The sequence below is a fragment of the Shewanella corallii genome (assembly GCF_023349125.1).
GTDB classification, from domain to species: domain Bacteria; phylum Pseudomonadota; class Gammaproteobacteria; order Enterobacterales; family Shewanellaceae; genus Shewanella; species Shewanella corallii.
In genome coordinates this window covers 305,581-321,804 of the sequence record NZ_JAKIKT010000001.1, presented here as the reverse complement: position 1 = coordinate 321,804, position 16,224 = coordinate 305,581, and the positions used below count along the sequence as shown (strand labels likewise).

At 51.8% G+C, this 16,224-nt stretch carries 13 protein-coding genes; 9 read left to right on the top strand and 4 right to left on the bottom strand.

Translation table 11 applies throughout. The annotated features are described in order from the left end of the window. Positions 1 to 264: 264 nt before the first annotated feature. Positions 265 to 1,572, bottom strand: coding sequence for a sigma-54 dependent transcriptional regulator (locus tag L2725_RS01365; protein ID WP_249247264.1), 1,308 nt, complete (start codon positions 1,570 to 1,572; stop codon positions 265 to 267). A gap of 378 nt (positions 1,573 to 1,950) precedes the next feature. Between L2725_RS01365 and L2725_RS01360 the strand changes: the two genes are divergently transcribed. From L2725_RS01360 to L2725_RS01335, 6 genes are all read left to right on the top strand, one after another. After that, positions 1,951 to 3,093, top strand: coding sequence for a pyroglutamyl-peptidase I family protein (locus L2725_RS01360; protein WP_249247262.1), 1,143 nt, complete (start codon positions 1,951 to 1,953; stop codon positions 3,091 to 3,093). Positions 3,094 to 3,146: 53 nt separating this feature from the next. Beyond that, complete coding sequence (locus tag L2725_RS01355) at positions 3,147 to 3,701, top strand: SprT family zinc-dependent metalloprotease (RefSeq protein WP_249247261.1); 555 nt, start codon at positions 3,147 to 3,149, stop codon at positions 3,699 to 3,701. Between the two features lie 78 nt (positions 3,702 to 3,779). After that, positions 3,780 to 4,523 (top strand): endonuclease, encoded by a 744-nt coding sequence (locus L2725_RS01350; protein ID WP_115137318.1) that lies wholly within the window; start codon positions 3,780 to 3,782, stop codon positions 4,521 to 4,523. Positions 4,524 to 4,536: 13 nt separating this feature from the next. Further along, on the top strand, positions 4,537 to 5,268 hold the full coding sequence (gene rsmE / locus L2725_RS01345) for a 16S rRNA (uracil(1498)-N(3))-methyltransferase (RefSeq protein ID WP_115137319.1): 732 nt from the start codon (positions 4,537 to 4,539) through the stop codon (positions 5,266 to 5,268). 52 nt (positions 5,269 to 5,320) lie between these two features. Next, positions 5,321 to 6,271, top strand: coding sequence for a glutathione synthase (gene gshB / locus L2725_RS01340; RefSeq protein WP_249247260.1), 951 nt, complete (start codon positions 5,321 to 5,323; stop codon positions 6,269 to 6,271). 14 nt (positions 6,272 to 6,285) lie between these two features. Further along, the gene (locus L2725_RS01335; protein WP_428985260.1) at positions 6,286 to 7,605 is read left to right on the top strand and encodes an alkaline phosphatase; all 1,320 of its coding nucleotides are present in this window, start codon (positions 6,286 to 6,288) and stop codon (positions 7,603 to 7,605) included. Between the two features lie 77 nt (positions 7,606 to 7,682). On the opposite strand, the gene L2725_RS01330 is transcribed toward L2725_RS01335, so the two are convergent. The 3 genes from L2725_RS01330 to L2725_RS01320 are packed head-to-tail and all read right to left on the bottom strand — an operon-like array spanning position 7,683 to position 11,713. Continuing rightward, a complete protein-coding gene (locus L2725_RS01330) occupies positions 7,683 to 10,151 on the bottom strand; it encodes a putative bifunctional diguanylate cyclase/phosphodiesterase (protein WP_249247257.1) in 2,469 nt (822 codons plus the stop codon). Between the two features lie 4 nt (positions 10,152 to 10,155). Then, on the bottom strand, positions 10,156 to 11,316 hold the full coding sequence (locus L2725_RS01325; protein ID WP_249247256.1) for a hypothetical protein: 1,161 nt from the start codon (positions 11,314 to 11,316) through the stop codon (positions 10,156 to 10,158). Further along, the gene (locus L2725_RS01320; RefSeq protein WP_249247255.1) at positions 11,303 to 11,713 is read right to left on the bottom strand and encodes a type 2 periplasmic-binding domain-containing protein; all 411 of its coding nucleotides are present in this window, start codon (positions 11,711 to 11,713) and stop codon (positions 11,303 to 11,305) included. Before L2725_RS01320 ends, L2725_RS01325 begins: the two co-directional genes overlap by 14 nt. Before the next feature lie 200 nt (positions 11,714 to 11,913). Here L2725_RS01320 and L2725_RS01315 point away from each other — a divergent pair, with 200 nt between their 5' ends. The 3 genes from L2725_RS01315 (at position 11,914) to L2725_RS01305 (ending at position 15,890) form a co-directional block, all read left to right on the top strand. After that, positions 11,914 to 12,939 (top strand): methyltransferase, encoded by a 1,026-nt coding sequence (locus L2725_RS01315; RefSeq protein WP_249247254.1) that lies wholly within the window; start codon positions 11,914 to 11,916, stop codon positions 12,937 to 12,939. A 137-nt stretch (positions 12,940 to 13,076) separates the two neighbouring features. Then, a complete protein-coding gene (locus L2725_RS01310; protein ID WP_249247253.1) occupies positions 13,077 to 14,741 on the top strand; it encodes a FapA family protein in 1,665 nt (554 codons plus the stop codon). A 105-nt stretch (positions 14,742 to 14,846) separates the two neighbouring features. Continuing rightward, positions 14,847 to 15,890 (top strand): site-2 protease family protein, encoded by a 1,044-nt coding sequence (locus L2725_RS01305; protein ID WP_249247975.1) that lies wholly within the window; start codon positions 14,847 to 14,849, stop codon positions 15,888 to 15,890. The last annotated feature ends 334 nt before the right edge of the window (positions 15,891 to 16,224 follow it).

Genomic DNA, 16,224 nt, shown 5'->3' with positions numbered 1-16,224 from the left:
AAATAGAATCAATAAGTTAGCTATCGGTTGAGATTTTCAATTCTCAATAATGAGATGGGCTGCTCGCTAACTGATTGATTTGGTAGTCAATCAGCAAATAGGTGTCAGTCTTAAAAGTGAGACAAAGTCAGTGAGAGGGGATGATGCATATTTTTACGGGCCACAAAGCCCTGACAGCACAATGGGACAAACAGGCAGATAAACAACAAAGCCACCCGAAGGCGGCTTTGATAGATAAAACAGGTGAGCAACTAGTTGACTTCGCTATACGGCGATTCCGTGTTTCTCCAATAGCCTGTAAATAGTGGCTCTGGAGATCTGCAGCTGGCTGGCCGCAGGCTCAACCTGACCCCGGCAGCTTCGCAAAGCAGACTCCAGGGCATTGCGCTCAGCAGCATCTTTATGGGCTTTGAGCGAGCTTACCACCTCTGACTCCCGCTCCCAGCTCAGCTCCAGATCTGTGGGTGCTATCTCCTGGCCATCACTGAGTACAACCGCACGCCGGATCCGATTCAACAATTCCCGCACATTACCGGGCCAGGAGTGGCCCAACAAAGCTGACTCTGCATCCGCTGACAGTATCTTGCGTGCCAATCCAAACTCATCTGAAAACTGATCAATAAAGGTTTGCGCCAATGGCAGGATATCTCCCTCCCTTTGTCGCAATGGCGGGACACATAGAGTCACCCCATCCAGACGATAGAAAAGGTCCAATCTGAACTCGCCGGTATCCAGCGCTTTTTCCAGATCCACATGGGTCGCAGCAACAATACGAACATCAGCAGTGCGGCTGCCCTGTCCACCAATGGCATCAAACTTTCCTTCCTGCAGAAATCGCAGCAAGTTGACCTGCTGCTCAAGCGGCAGATCACCAATCTCATCCAGAAACAGCGTACCGCCATCCGCTTGCTGGATTTTGCCCACCCTTTGACTGACCGCGCCGGTAAAGGCGCCTTTTTCATGTCCAAACAGCTCGGACTGCACCAACCCCGAAGCTATAGCACCACAATTTACTGCAACAAAAGGTCCGGCGCTTCGATCTGACAATTGATGTATTTTACGGGCGACCAACTCTTTACCCACACCACTCTCGCCCCTAATCAGCACAGGAATACTGGTTGGCGCTATCCGGGCCAACTGCGCCTGCATTTGCCCCATCACACAAAGATGGGTCGATGCATTACCTTGCTTTTGCCCCTGTGAAAGCACACTGCGGAGCCGGCACATGCCCATCAGATGGCCCAGCACCACAGTCAAACGATCAAAATCGACAGGAGCCGTGTGGTAATCCGCTGCATATAAGGAGATCAGTCGGGCAATGGATGGCTTTTCCAGAGCCTCCTCATCGGCCAACACCAGCAACAGCATTTTCTTGTCCAGCCTTTTGGCCAGAGGAATGGTCCAGGACTCATCAAAGCACTGGCGAACGTCCATCACGCAAATCTCTGCATTCAGTTCCGAAAGGTTTACTGCATTGGTATCACTGATTTCAAGGCTGTACCCCCGTTGTCGGAGCTCACAAATCAGCCTTCGATCAGCATACTGACCAACATAGAGTAGTGAAGAATTCATGGCTGCTAATCCTGCTATCAGTCGTCCCTGAGTTCCTGCCAACATCTGGTTGATTCAGGAGCTCTGTCATTGCGGTAACTGCATTCAGTTACACGGCAATCCCTTGACACTTTTAGTGCGATGTTCGCACCAAGCTTTTGTTGATAGTTTTATTAGCCACAATAGAAAGGACATTCAGAATAGAGCTTCACAAATCCAAAGACCAGCCATATAACAAATCAGTTTTTGACACGTAAAGCTTATATCTTCAGGTTATTTAATGTTATCAGCCTCTGCTTTGTTATCCCCAAAGCCTGTTGCATACTGTTAAATTGAAACAGATTTTATACTGCCGTAGGGTGTCAGCACCCTGAGCCAATAAAGATTCGAGGGACGCTTATGTTTAACAGGTTATGGATGACTGGCGTTTTAATGCTGGCGATGACCGCCAATGCCAATGAAGTTGAAGAAGCGAGGCTGGAATCCGCCCGGGCACAACTGCCTGATGTGGTGGATCGCTATCAGGGCTTTAACGATAAACTGAGTCAAACAATGACGGCGGCCACAGATGATCTTGAGTTAACCAGACTGGTGGCAGATCAGGGCAAGCGCCTTTGGCAACAGGCGGTAACAGATGTTCGTTCAGGTCACCCGGATGACAGGCCTCTGTACTGGAGTCGCCTGAACATGAGAGACACACTGGCCAGCCAGGATGCGGGTATCAAGCTGGTCGACTGGCAACGTCAGGTACTGTTGAACGCAGTAGAAAAGGCCTCCCGTGGCATGAGCGATATCAAGTTTGATGATGACGTCCAACTTCGCATTCTGCTGACCGGCTTTGACCCATTCTTCCTCGACAGAGATATTTCCCAGAGCAATCCGTCCGGACTGGTTGCCCTGAGCCTGGATGGCTATAGATTTACCGTCAACGGCAAAACGGCCCAAATAGAAACCGCTATGATCCCGGTTAGGTTTACCGATTTTGATCAGGGCCTTATTGAGTCTCTGCTGACACCTGTATACAGAGACAAACAGACGGACATGATAGTCACTGTCAGTATGGGCAGAGATCAATTTGATTTGGAGCGATTCGTAGCCCGCAACCGCAGTGCCAAGGCGCCGGATAACCGCAACCTTTATACAGGGGCTGACAAGAGCCGTCCTTTGGCGCCTCTGTTTCAGGGAAAGACGCTGAATGGACCGGAGTTTATTGAGTTCTCTTTACCTGCAGGCGCTATGACAGGTGTGGCAGGTAAATGGCCCGTTAGAGACAACCATAACGTCAACTCACTCGAGCGAGGCGAATTTGCAGCCCAGTCAATTGGCGAGCTGACCAACCTCACCTCTGTTGAAGGTGGCGGTGGCGGTTACCTGTCCAATGAGATCTCCTACCGCGCGTTGAGACTGCAGGTATTGATGGAAAGTGATATTCCCACCGGCCATATCCACACCCCCAGAGTGAAGAGCTATGACAGGGAAACCGAGATGGCCATAGTTGAACAGACCCGGGATCTGGTTGCTGCCGCTGCCGCCACTTTGTGACCTACTGCCGGATGGGGTTATCATAGCCCCATCCACTCCTTACCCTTGTACCCATGTTGCAACGCTTTCTTTCCGCTCTGACCACACCCAAAGAGCAACCTTCTGCGCCCAAAGCGGCCACACAGCTCCAGCAACAGTTACTGGAGAGGTGTGAAGCCTGCTTTCATCAGGCTGAGCAGCGCCTGAAGCGCAAGTTCCCCCGCCCGGCTATCAGCTTTGCTCTCAGGGGCAAGAGCGCGGGTACCGCCCACCTGCAGCAAAATCGCCTCAGGTTTAACCCGGTACTGCTGAAAGAGAATCCCGAAGCCTTTCTGCAGGAGGTGGTTCCCCATGAAATTGCTCACCTGCTCTGCTTTCAGCTCTACGGCGCTGGCAAAGCAATTAAGCCCCATGGCAAAGAGTGGCAAGCGATTATGCTGCAGGTATTTGACCTGACGCCCCGCGCCAGCCATAGCTTTGATATCAGCTCGGTGAGGGGAAAAACCTATGCCTACCAATGTCAGTGCGGCCCGGTTGAATTAAGCGTTCGTCGCCATAACAAGGTTCAACGGGGGGAAAGTCGCTATCTTTGCCGCCATTGTAAGCAGGTACTGAGCCCGGCAAAGTGACCTTGCAAGGCTGCCGGGCAATCCTTAAACTGCTGCGCGAGCCCCGTCAGAGGGCATCACAGCTTTTAAGGGAACAGTTTGAATTTATCTATCTCAAGGCCGGTAATACTGCTTTCCGGTCTGTTGTTGAGTTTTGCACTGCAGGCGTCACCGGCCCATCCCACCAGCTTCAGCCAGGCCAAGCGACTGGCCACGGGGATTTATGGTCAGTCCGCTGACGTAAAAACCTTTTACTGTGGTTGCCGGGTCAATACCGGCAGCAAAAAGTGGTTACCTGAACTCGAGACCTGCGGCTATCAGGTTCGCAAACAGGAAAATCGCGCCAATCGCATTGAGTGGGAACATGTGGTTCCCGCCTGGGAGTTTGGTCACCAACGTCAGTGCTGGCAGCAGGGTGGACGCAAAAACTGCGGTAGAACTGATAGCACATTTCGCAAAATGGAGGCAGATCTCCACAATCTGGTACCTGCAATCGGCGAGGTTAACGGCGATCGAAGCAACTACAGATTCAGTCAATGGAATGCCCTGGCAGGACAGTATGGTGAATGCGAAATGACGGTGGACTTCAAAGACCGCAGAGTCGAGCCACCAGCAAGAGCCCGCGGCGCCATTGCCCGCACATACTTCTATATGCAGCAAACCTATGGTCTGAAAATCGCGTCCAGCCAACAGAAATTATTCAACGCCTGGGATAAAACTTATCCCGTAGATGCCGTAGAATGTCAGCGGGATGCAGAGATAGCCAAGATACAGGGCAATCACAACCCTTTTGTTAAATCCCAGTGTGACGCCCGCTTCCGGGACAGTCGCCTGGCTGAATGAGGTAGTCAAACCAATGAGAGTTCCACGCATTTATCAGCCTTCGCCCCTGTCTGTCGAGGCGACTTTGCCTCTGGATGAAGACGGCGCGGCCCATGTTGGCCGGGTGCTGAGAATGGGACCAGGTGAGCAAGTCTGCCTGTTTAACGGCGACGGCAACAACTACCTTGCTGAGATAGTTTCCGCGGGAAAGAAAAATGTCGATGTGAAGGTCCTATCCTGCGAAGCCAACAACAGTGAGTCACCATTGAATCTGCACCTTGGTCAGGTGATCAGCCGGGGCGACCGTATGGACTTCACCATTCAAAAGTCGGTGGAGCTTGGGGTCAACACCATCACGCCACTGTTTTCAGAACGCTGCGGCGTCAAACTCAATGGTGAGCGACTGGAGAAGAAAATCCAGCAGTGGCAGAAAATCGCTGTCAGCGCCTGCGAGCAAAGTGGCCGCAGTGTCGTCCCTGTGATTCGCCCTGCTATGGACTTACAGGCCTGGTGCGCAGAAGAGAGTGACGCACTCAAGCTCAACCTACATCCAAGAGCCGCTTTCGGTATCAATGGCCTGCCACAGGATAACAAACGCATTCGTCTCTTGATCGGCCCTGAAGGTGGCCTGTCCGCAGACGAGATCGCCATGACCGAAGAGTACAGATTTACTGATGTACTGCTGGGCCCGCGGGTACTGAGGACAGAAACAGCTTCTCTGACCGCTATCACAGCACTGCAACTGCATTTGGGAGATCTGGGCTAAGCCCGGAACTCTGTAAGCCGCATTGTCGGCTGACAATAAAGGATAACCATTAATGATCAAACTCGGCATAGTGATGGACCCTATCAGCGCCATCAATATCAAAAAAGACTCCAGTTTTGCCATGCTGCTGGCCGCTCAGGCCCGTGGTTACCAGCTGTTTTACATGGAGATGCAGGACCTGGCACTGCTCGACGGTGAAGCCGTGGCCAATATGCGCAGCCTGTCAGTGCAGCAGGATGCCGATAACTGGTATCAGCTGGGTGAGGTGGAAAACAAGCCTCTGGCAGAGCTGGACGTCATTTTAATGCGTAAAGATCCGCCATTTGATACTGAGTACATCTATGCGACCCATATGCTGGAGCGCGCAGAAGAGCAAGGCACGCTGATCGTCAACAAGCCGCAAAGTCTGCGTGATGCCAACGAAAAGCTGTTTACCGCCTGGTTTGCTCAGTTCACTCCCAAGACTCTGGTTACTCGTGACGCCAAGCGTATTCGTGAATTCCACGCCGCCGAGAAAGATATCATTCTCAAGCCGCTGGATGGCATGGGTGGCAGCTCTATCTTCCGCGTTAAAGAGCAGGACCCAAACCTGGGTGTGATTATAGAAACCCTGACAGGCCACGGCAGCCAATATGCCATGGTGCAGAAGTTTATTCCTGAAATCACCGAAGGTGATAAGCGCATTCTGGTCGTGGATGGTGAGCCGGTTCCATACTGTCTGGCCCGTATTCCTCAAAAAGGCGAAACCCGGGGTAACCTGGCCGCCGGTGGCAGTGGTGTCGCACGTCCTTTGTCAGAATCTGATCTGGCCATCGCCAAAGCGATAGGGCCTGAATTGAAAAAACGTGGCCTGATTTTTGTTGGTCTTGATGTCATTGGCGACAAGCTCACAGAGATCAACGTCACCAGTCCTACCTGCATCAAGGAAATTGAAGCCGCATTTGATGTGGATATTACCGGTATGCTGATGGACGCCATCGAACAGCGCATTAACGCCAAATAGTACTTTTTACAGGGATTGTTTTTATGAGTTACTCCGCCCGTCTGAAACGCCTCAGCTGTGCTGTTGCGCTGACTTTGGTCGCACTGCAATCACAGGCACAGGGACTGACGCCTGTGCCAACAACCCCCAAAAACATCATAGTGATGGTGGGGGATGGTATGGGGCCAGCCTATACCTCGGCTTACCGCCTGTATATGGATGACCCGGATACAGAGGAAATTGAAGAGACCGTCTTCAACCGTTTGCTGGTTGGCAGTGCCAGTACCTTCCCAGCCAGGGAAAGTGGTTATGTCACCGATTCAGCCGCGGCGGCAACTGCGCTTTCCTGCGGTATTAAAACCTACAACGGAGCCATTGGTGTCGACTCCCAAAAGCAGCCGGTTCCAACTTTGCTGGAGAGAGCCAAACAGCTGGGGATGGGCACAGGTGTTGCTGTAACCTCACAGGTCAACCACGCTACACCGGCAGCCTTTCTGACTCATAACGAAAGCCGTCAGAACTATGAGGAGATTGCTGAGAGCTATCTGGCGACAGATGCTGAAGTTATCCTGGGTGGCGGCCAACGTTACTTCCCGTCATCTCTGACCGACAAGTTCAAGGCCAAAGGCTATCAGGTTGTCACAGAGATGGCTGAGCTGGAGCAAGTGAACAAGCCAGATGTGCTGGGCTTGTTCGCTGACATCAACCTGCCCTGGGTGAAAGACGCCCCTTCCGCTGATCAACTTGCAGAGCTGACTGATAAGTCGCTCAAGCTGCTGTCCCAATCCGACAAGGGCTTTGTGCTGCTGGTTGAAGGCAGCATGATTGACTGGGCCGGACACGCCAATGACATAGGTGCAGCCATGGGCGAGATGCAAGGCTTTGCCAATGCGGTGGAAGTTGCAGAGCAGTTTGTCAGACAGCACCCGGATACTCTGTTGGTTGTCACTGCCGACCACTCAACCGGTGGCCTGACAATTGGTGCCAACAGCGAGTATCGCTGGAGCCCTGAGGTGCTGCGTACCATGACGGCCACCACAGCCACCATTGCAGCCTGGGCTATCGCCGAAGATAACTGGCGTGCAGAAGTGGAAACAGGTCTGGGCTTTAAACCGGACGACAAAGAGTGGCAACAATTGGATATGGCCAGAATGCAGGGACAGGATGCGATGACATCAGCTCTGCGCAAGTTGGTGAATGTTCGCACCAATACCGGCTGGACGACAGGTGGACACACAGGCGTAGACGTTGAAGTATTTGCGGTGGGCGCAGGTTCAGGCCTGTTCCATGGTCATCAGGACAATACGGATATCGCCAACAAGCTATCCAGTCTGCTGCCTGCCAAAACTCAGTAAGGCGAAGCTGCAGAAAACGAAAAACAGCGCCCAGTGGCGCTGTTTTTTTATTTTGCATCAATTCCCGGGGGCATCCCCTAGCCCAACTTTCCCATCTGTAAATAGTTCTCCGCCTTTGGCCAGGGGTGCTCATAACTGCCATTGGCAAGAATGCGCTGCACCTGCTCTTCGCTCACGGGACGTGAATAGAGATAGCCCTGGGCCAGCTCGCACCCGCTGTCCCGCATAAACTCCTCTTGAGCATCGGTTTCAATCCCCTCAGCTACCACATCTCTGCCCAGATTATGGGCCAGTTCTATTACTGTGGTCACAATGTGAGCATCGGCATTATTTTCCAGAACGCCTTTGGTAAAGCAGCGGTCAATCTTGAGCACATCAAAGGGCAACTGCTTAAGATAACTCAGCGAAGAGTAGCCGGTTCCAAAGTCATCAATAGCAATCCTTATCCCAAGTTCCTTCAGCTGGTGCATCACGTCCATCGCAAGGTCCACCTGCTCGATAACGCTCTCCTCAGTCACCTCCAGCAACAGAGTTTCCGGCTTAACCGGATAGAGCGCCAGCAGCTCACTGACGGTCTCTTTCAAGCCAGCGGCCAGATAATGGCGCGCCGACAAGTTCACTGCCAGATAGAGATCATCGCCATAGGCATGCTGCAATCGGGTCAACATGCGAACCCCTTCCCTGAGCACATAGTTACCCACATGGATAATGGCGTCTGAGTGCTCGATATCCGGAATAAAATCACCGGGCATAATCAAACCACGCTCAGGGTGGAACCAGCGAATAAGCGCTTCAAAGCCCTTAAGCTTGCCATCATCCAGAGCCACGATAGGTTGCAGATAAAGGGTCAGTTGGTTGTCGGCAATGGCATCACCGATATCCTGCTCTACCATCATGCGGTTATTGGCGTGGTGCAGCATGTCATAGCTGAATACCCTGTAGTTACTTCTGCCAGCGTGCTTGGCCTGGTACATGGCCAGCTCGGCATATTTGATTAGATCTTCTGCCGACATGGCCGGATCTTTGCAAAAAGCAATACCTATACTGGTGGTGATAATCAGCTTGTGGCTTTTCAACACGACAGGCTGTTGCAGCGCAGAGAAGATCTTATGGATGACTTTAGGGATCTCCTGCTCCTGCTCAATACCTCGCACCAGAATAAGAAACTCATCTCCCCCCTGGCGGAATACGGTATCCATGGCTCGGACACTTTCACCCAGACGACCAGCCACTATCTTGAGCAAACGGTCACCCTCGTTATGTCCCAGGGTGTCATTGATGCGCTTGAACTCATCGAGATCCAGAAACAACAGGGCGACCTGATCATGTAAACGGCCAACACAGGCGATAGATTTATTCAGTTCATGAAGCAACATGGGGCGATTGGGCAGACCGGTCAGCATGTCCAGCATCGCCAGCTTTTCCAGCTCCTGGGTACGGGATACCACTACCTGCTGCAAGTATTCCAGTTTGTCAGTCAGGTCCAGCGTCGCGCGCTCAACATTATCGACCTCATCCATCACCCCATGAGACACAGGCGGAATGGCATGCCGTACCCCCTCATAATCTGATTTGGCAAGCAGCGGCAAGGTTTTGGCGTGACGCTGTAATCGACTGATAGGAGACCAGGCCAACATAGCCAACAACAGGGTAACCAATACCAGTGCGCTGAGCATAATGCCCAACATATTGCGCTGGAATTGTGACAGTGTCTGGTGCCATTGAGACAGATCACACAAGACGACCAGCGCAGGTCCGGTATCAGCAGAATCCAGAGGGAAAGCCCAGATTGCCAGGGACTGTTGCTCGCTGTTGAAGATCTGATGCCCCTGCAGCAGTTGGTTCCAATTCCAGCGACTGGCGACCCGCTGCAGTACTGGCAAGGTTGCTTTGCGGTCGCTGATACTGAACAGTTCCCTGCCCCAGAATCCAGCTTTGGGCAGACGAGGCTGGAACCGGCCCAATACGGCAAACTCCAGCTCCTCACTACCATGAACCCCGGAAAGAATATCTGTGAGTTCGGTTTCCACCAGCATCAGATAAACCTTCCCCTGCAACACCCAGGGAACAGCTACTTGCAAGCGGCAGAATTGCACGCACTGCACCTGCCAACCTGGACCTGACATCACAGAGTCCGCAGACACAGGGGCGGTTGCTGGCAAGGGTTGTTCGCCTAGCATCAATAGATTCTGGCCACTGGTGTCATATAACCCCAAGGCAGTCAGATCCCAGTGCATCTGCACTTCAGGCCAACGGTTTTGCAAGAGTGTGGGGAGATGTGCAGCCCCCCCGGGATCGCCGGCAGTCAGCAAATTGACCTGTTGCGACACGCGTACTGCCCGGTCAACAGCCCGACGAAGAGAGTTTTGAAGATTATTGGCAAGGGTCTGGCGTTGCAGCTGCAGCTGTTGTCGCTGTTGCTCTTCCAGTTGACGGTAGGCAAAGGTGCCAAGCACGGCACCGATGACAAGCATCATCATCAGAACACTGAGCAGCAGTTTCCATTTCAAACTCAGGAACCAGTATGTTTGTCCCTTTTCACTCATAGGGTCACCATTGGATCCGATAAGACAGCTGCAGCATCAACATGCTCCAGTTTTTAGCCTGCTGGTTCGGATCCCGAGTCAGGAGCGGCGAAACCCAGGCAGCTCCCTCTATCCAGTGGTATTCAGCGGCCAATAACCAGTCTTTATTCAGTAACCAGCGGCCTCCAAAGGTCCAATCTTTACTGTACGCAAAATAGGCGGGATTACCAGACTGAGCGGCGTAACGGCTGCCAGCGTCATCATCTGTGTTATCAACATAGTCATCATATCTAAGGAAAAGCTCAACATTCTCAGGCAAAAGCGCGCGACCTTCGAGATAATAGCCACGGTTGTGATCCTTTATCTTACCCGCGGCAGGAGGGATATATACCCCCTGAGTATGGCGATCTCCCAACAGTAACTCTCCGGTCAGCTCAAACCAGCGCCAACTGTACTCCGCCGAAAATACCCAGGCATGCAGGTCCAGCTCACCGGCAAAGAAAACACCACCGGGATGATACTCAACACCTGCGCTGTAGTAGGTTGTCCCGATTCGCCATTCATCGGCCTGATACTCAAGGTCGACACTGAAGAAGCTGTTGGAGTCCAGCTCACCGAAATCGCCTTCACCAAATATATTACGGGTAAGATCTTCACTACTGGCACTGCGACCGGCCATCACGTGCCAGTCCAGAATACCCTCACTCAGATTGATTCTTCCGAAAAAATCGCCCCCATCTACGTGTAACTGAGCATCCCGGAAATAGTCTGAATAGATAGATTGAGGCAGCATAATACCGGGACGGGTAAAGCTCATATCCCGGGTACTTGAATAGAAGCCCACTTCATTCTTCATCCGGCCAGCGCGCAGCCCCAAATGCCCTTCGGATAGTTGCCAGCGACTTTCTGCAAACAGGTAATCGATACGAACATCGGACTCAGCCAGGGTGCCCCACTGTCGGTATGTCAGCGCACCGGCAAGACGTACGGCGGACAAGGGCTGCCATGATGCCGTTGCCATCACTTCGGTTAAATCGAAGCTACTGCTGTCATCACCAACAATAAACTCACTGCCATCCACGTTGGCATAGGCCTGATTGAGATAGCCATTAAACTGCCAGTCCTGTCCGGTAGCCCACAAAGGTCCACTGAATAACAAGAGAAAAATGAAACTATAGGTCCTCATGGTCACCTCCCTGTGACGCATCAGCAGATCCCAGATAACCGATAGCACCCGGCGTACTCGCCACCAACTGCTTCATCACCTGTTCATTGGGCACTATGGTGGGACGATCCCCTGTGCCTGAGTAGACGAGCCTGTCCCATCTGCGTTGCAGTACATAGGGCAATAGACTCAATTGCTGGATACAAAATTGCCTGTGTTCTTCTGAGTCTGGTTCCAGAATAAACACAGTGATGGGATCACCATTTGGCCAGAACAGTTTCTGCCTGGAAAAGATCAGTCTGAGTTCTGCCTGTGATGGGGAATAGCCAGCAACCGACTCATGGGTAATGGTCTCTGCCGCCAGGCATGGCCCCCATAAGAGGCAAAACAACAACGTCCATATCGCCTTTAAGGGCATCTATTTGCTCCGTAGTCCTTTACAGAAAAAGCAGGAATCACAAAGAATATGCTGTAGACCTCTCCTGTCCTCGCATACCCTGCAGTCCTCAGGGAATTCTTCCCTTTGTAAGCTTAGGTCAAATCCATGGAATTGCCGCTGAAATATCGGATTGGCTTGAGATATAATGTGTCCTTGTCTTACAGAATCCAGGCCAGCAAGTGCTCAGCAATCCTTCCCAACTCATAATCAGAAACAATCACTTAGTTAATGGGCACAGTGTTCTTTTGCTGAATCATGAGGATGATTTGCTGGCAAAAGAACTGTTACAAAATGCCGAAAGAGTCAGCGCTCTAGCGCTGGATTTCCATCACTTCCTGGCACTAAAGCACCAGAGTAACGACAAGCTGAAGTGCTTTTTTGGCCATCAACTGCCAACAGATGACAGCTTTGATTCTGTCGTGGTTTACTTTCCCAAAGCTAAGTCGCTGGCACCTTACCTGTTCAACCTCGCCGCCAGCTATCTTAAGCCTGGAGGCCAACTTCTGGTGGTGGGAGATAACAAGGGCGGCGTGAAATCCCTGCCCAAGATACTGCCGAACTATTTCAGCCCGTCAATGAAACTGGACAATGCCCGTCATTGCCTGCTGTTTGCCGCTGAGCTGATTGAGCAGGCTCCAGCCATCGAGCTGACTGACTGGGTAAACCGCTATCAACTGCCAACCCCACAGGGGGAGCTCACGATCTGTAATCTGGTGGGCGTATTCAGCGAGAAGAAGCTGGATATGGGTACCGAGCTGTTGCTGGAAAATCTGCCTGAGCTGTCAGGCCGGGTGCTGGATTTTGGCTGTGGTGCTGGTGTGATTGCCGCCTGTCTGCTCAAGGATAACCCAGACCTCAGCCTGGATTGCGTGGATATTAATGCCATGGCACTGGCCTCCTGTGAGCTGACTCTGGCAGCCAATGGCCTGTCAGCCAGAGTGTACCCATCAGACGGACTGGCTCAAACCGAAGGCAACTTCGATGCTGTTATCTCAAACCCGCCATTTCATGACGGCTTGAATGCTACCACTGATATTGCGCTCAATTTTGTGCGCGACAGTCATGCCGCACTGAGTTCCGGCGGTTGCTGGCAGATAGTGGCCAACCGCCACCTGCCCTATTCAGACACTATCGCAGCCACATTTGGCCAGGTCTGCTGCACAGCAGAGAACAACAAGTTTAAAGTGTATCGACAGATTAAATAACTAAAAATACGCAAAATACACTGCTGAAAATCTTCAGCAGTGTATTATCTCAGGCGGCTGCCTCAAATTTCCCCTGCTGTCGTTTTATTCAACAAATCCCTTGATATACTTAGCAAAAAAATTTGCAAGGGAAGCAAATGAGTCACCCTGAATTAATCAGTCTGAGTCGGGATAAGCATCAGGTTATTTTCACCGGTACCGCTGCCGAATATAAAGACCTCAGCATCAATGATATTGAGCTTGCCATAGACAAAGCTGGTTACGGAAACTTCTACCCTCTTACCAGAGAGATAGAATTTGTCATTCAGGAACTCTCCCGCAGACATAAGTCAGGTACAACAAGCCCACTGCAACATGCCGTTGCAGAGAAAAGGGATGCTGAACTCAGACTGGATATCACCACAGACCTGATGCTGGCTCAACTGGTTTTGACCAGCCCCTGGGGCGGTAAACTCACCAGCCTTGTCGATGTACTCACCCTGCTACGCCAACATAAGGTCGCCAAAGGGATCCTCAAGACCAACATTGATGCCTTACTCAAGCAGTGTCGTACAGCTCCGCCCGGAAGCGTTATTCAAGGGCTAATCGCAAGGGGCGTGCCGCCGGTTCATGGCCGCAACGCCAAAAATATTCGTAAAGTCCCCCTGGCCAGAGAGCGCCTGATACGCCCCAAAGAAAGGGAAGATGGCACAGTAGACCTGAGGGACCTGGGCAAAATCGCCTCGGTCGCGCCCGGCGACATATTAATGGTGAAACGTCCCCCATCGCAGGGGTTCCCCGGCTACAACCTTATCGGCGACGAGCTGCCAGCAATTCCGGGGAAAGACATTGATCTGCTGCCGGGTCATGGCACCTGTCTCGACAACGAGGATGACAGCGTGCTCAGGGCCGATATGGCTGGTCTACCTTTGGAAACGCCCAATGGAATGCAAGTTGATGAGGTATTGCAACTGCATGATGTCGACCCTGCCAATGGACATGTGGACTTTCAGGGCAGCGTCATGATCCGTGGCGATATCAAAGAGGGAATGAAAGTTACCGCCAGTGGAGACATCTGTGTTCAGGGTTTGGTGCAGTCAGCTCAGCTGCAGGCCGGTGGAGATATCATTCTCAATCAGGGCCTGATGGGCAGACAACACCATGAAACCCACAGCTTACCTGCCAGTCTGATAGCCCGGGGCCAGATCTGCTCCCCCTTTGTGCAATATGCCAACCTCAATGCCGGTGGTGATATCAATATTACCCGCCAGCTCCTGCACAGTCAGGTTATCGCCATGGGAGAAGTGCTTGTGTGCGACCGCATTGGCAAACGGGGTGATATTATCGGTGGCTCAGTGCGCGCAAGCGCCATTAAGGCGGTCACACTTGGAGCCGATGCCAGCACTCATACCCGTATCGAATGTGATGACCACAGAGAGGAACTCAAGCAGGAGCTAAAGGAACTGGAGCAGGAAAAACAAACCCTGGTGGTACGTAAAGTCCGCCAGGAAAATCAGCTCAACCAGCCTGGGGCTAAAAATGACCTTGCCAGATATCAGCAACTGCACAAGGATCACCTGTTCACCGCCACCGAGTTGAACCAACTGGTCAAACGCCTGGAAGAACTGCAACATTTGCTGGATAACTACTTTGATATTCACAACATTCAGGTCAGAACCTGCATTTATCCCAATGTTGAACTGGCTATCAGCAAAGCCACCCACAAAACCAACAGGATACACGGCAACTGCGCCGTTAAGGTGCAGCACAAAGAGCTGATATTCGATTACCAGTGCAAACCCAGGTTCGCCGCCACAAGCTAATACCATGGTATCATCCGCTTCATTTCTGACATTATTGAACGGATTACAAGATTGGAACTGCTGAATATTGAATGCCTTGGTCGCCCCTTACGACTGGAAGGCTCCATGGCAGGCTGGCAACAGTTATTCTGGGATAACACTCTGGTATCACAGCAAAGTGCCGGTAGCCAGAAGGAGGGCAACAGTCGCCATCAGTTCGCTCTGACACAACAAACCCAGGACGGCGAAAGCACTCAAATAGAAGTGGTACTGGATGTTCAGCTGCAGTGGCAACCTTTTGTGTTGGATTACACTGTCACCGCCAATGGCAGCCCTCTGGCCGAAGGACAGCGCACCACCAAAGATATTGAGCAACAAACCCCTTACACCCCGCCTCCCAAGCCACAAAAGTTCAGTCTGGTTGGTCTTGCATCTCTCGGTTTTAAGCTGCTGAAAAGTGCCAAAGTAATTAAAGTCGCACTGGCGGGAGCCAGTGTTGCCGCATATTCGTGGCTGTTTTCATTCGAATTTGCACTGGCGTTGATCGCCTGTTTGATGTTCCACGAGTATGGCCATATCCGGGCAATGAAATACTTCGGCATGAAGACCAAGGGGATCTACCTGATTCCCTTTATGGGCGGCCTGGCTCTGTCAGATGAGAAGATCAACACCCGCTGGCAGGATGTGGTGATCTCCATTATGGGCCCAACATTTGGCCTGTTTATGTCACTCCTGTGTATGGCATTGTACTGGCTGACAGGTGAGATATTCTTTGCCGGTCTGGCGACCTTTAACGCCCTGCTTAACCTGTTCAATCTGCTGCCTATTTTGCCCCTTGATGGCGGCCATATTCTGAAGAGCATCAGCTTCTCCATGAACAGTGTTGCCGGTTTGCTGGCATGTGTTGCCGGCGCAGCCATCGGGGTATTTGTCAGCTATACCTTTGGTCTGGCACTGCTGGGGTTCTTACTGTTGATCGGCAGCCTGGAAATCGTATTTGAATGGCGTACCCGCCACTATTCCCACCTGTTGCCGCTTGACAGATACGGACAGATTTTCAGTACTGTCTGGTACCTGTTGACCGTTGGCGCACTGGTCGGGGTAATCTGGTATTTCGCCGGCACGGGCGATGACCTTCTGGGCCTGCCGCTCAAGATTCTCCAGAGCTAACTCATACTATAATTCCGGGGGGCTCCGGCCCCCTTTTCCTTACCAGCCTTATCAGCTATTACTCCAATACTCTCTCCCTGATATTTGTTTATCAATTTTTCCACCCGCACTGAAATGAAGGGTAAAAAGCCCCCTGAAATACTCACGCAGTTCAAAAAACACGCAAAAGAACAATGCTCTGTGGATATGGTTTAAACATTCATTTATGTTGAATCAAAGTGTCAGATGAGCGATGACTCTCTGCCAAACTTAAAATAATCAGTGCCTGCAGTACCGACCGGCTCCCACTCCGGCGGTTAGGTAACAGATTGGGACAACGAATAGCCCCTGGATA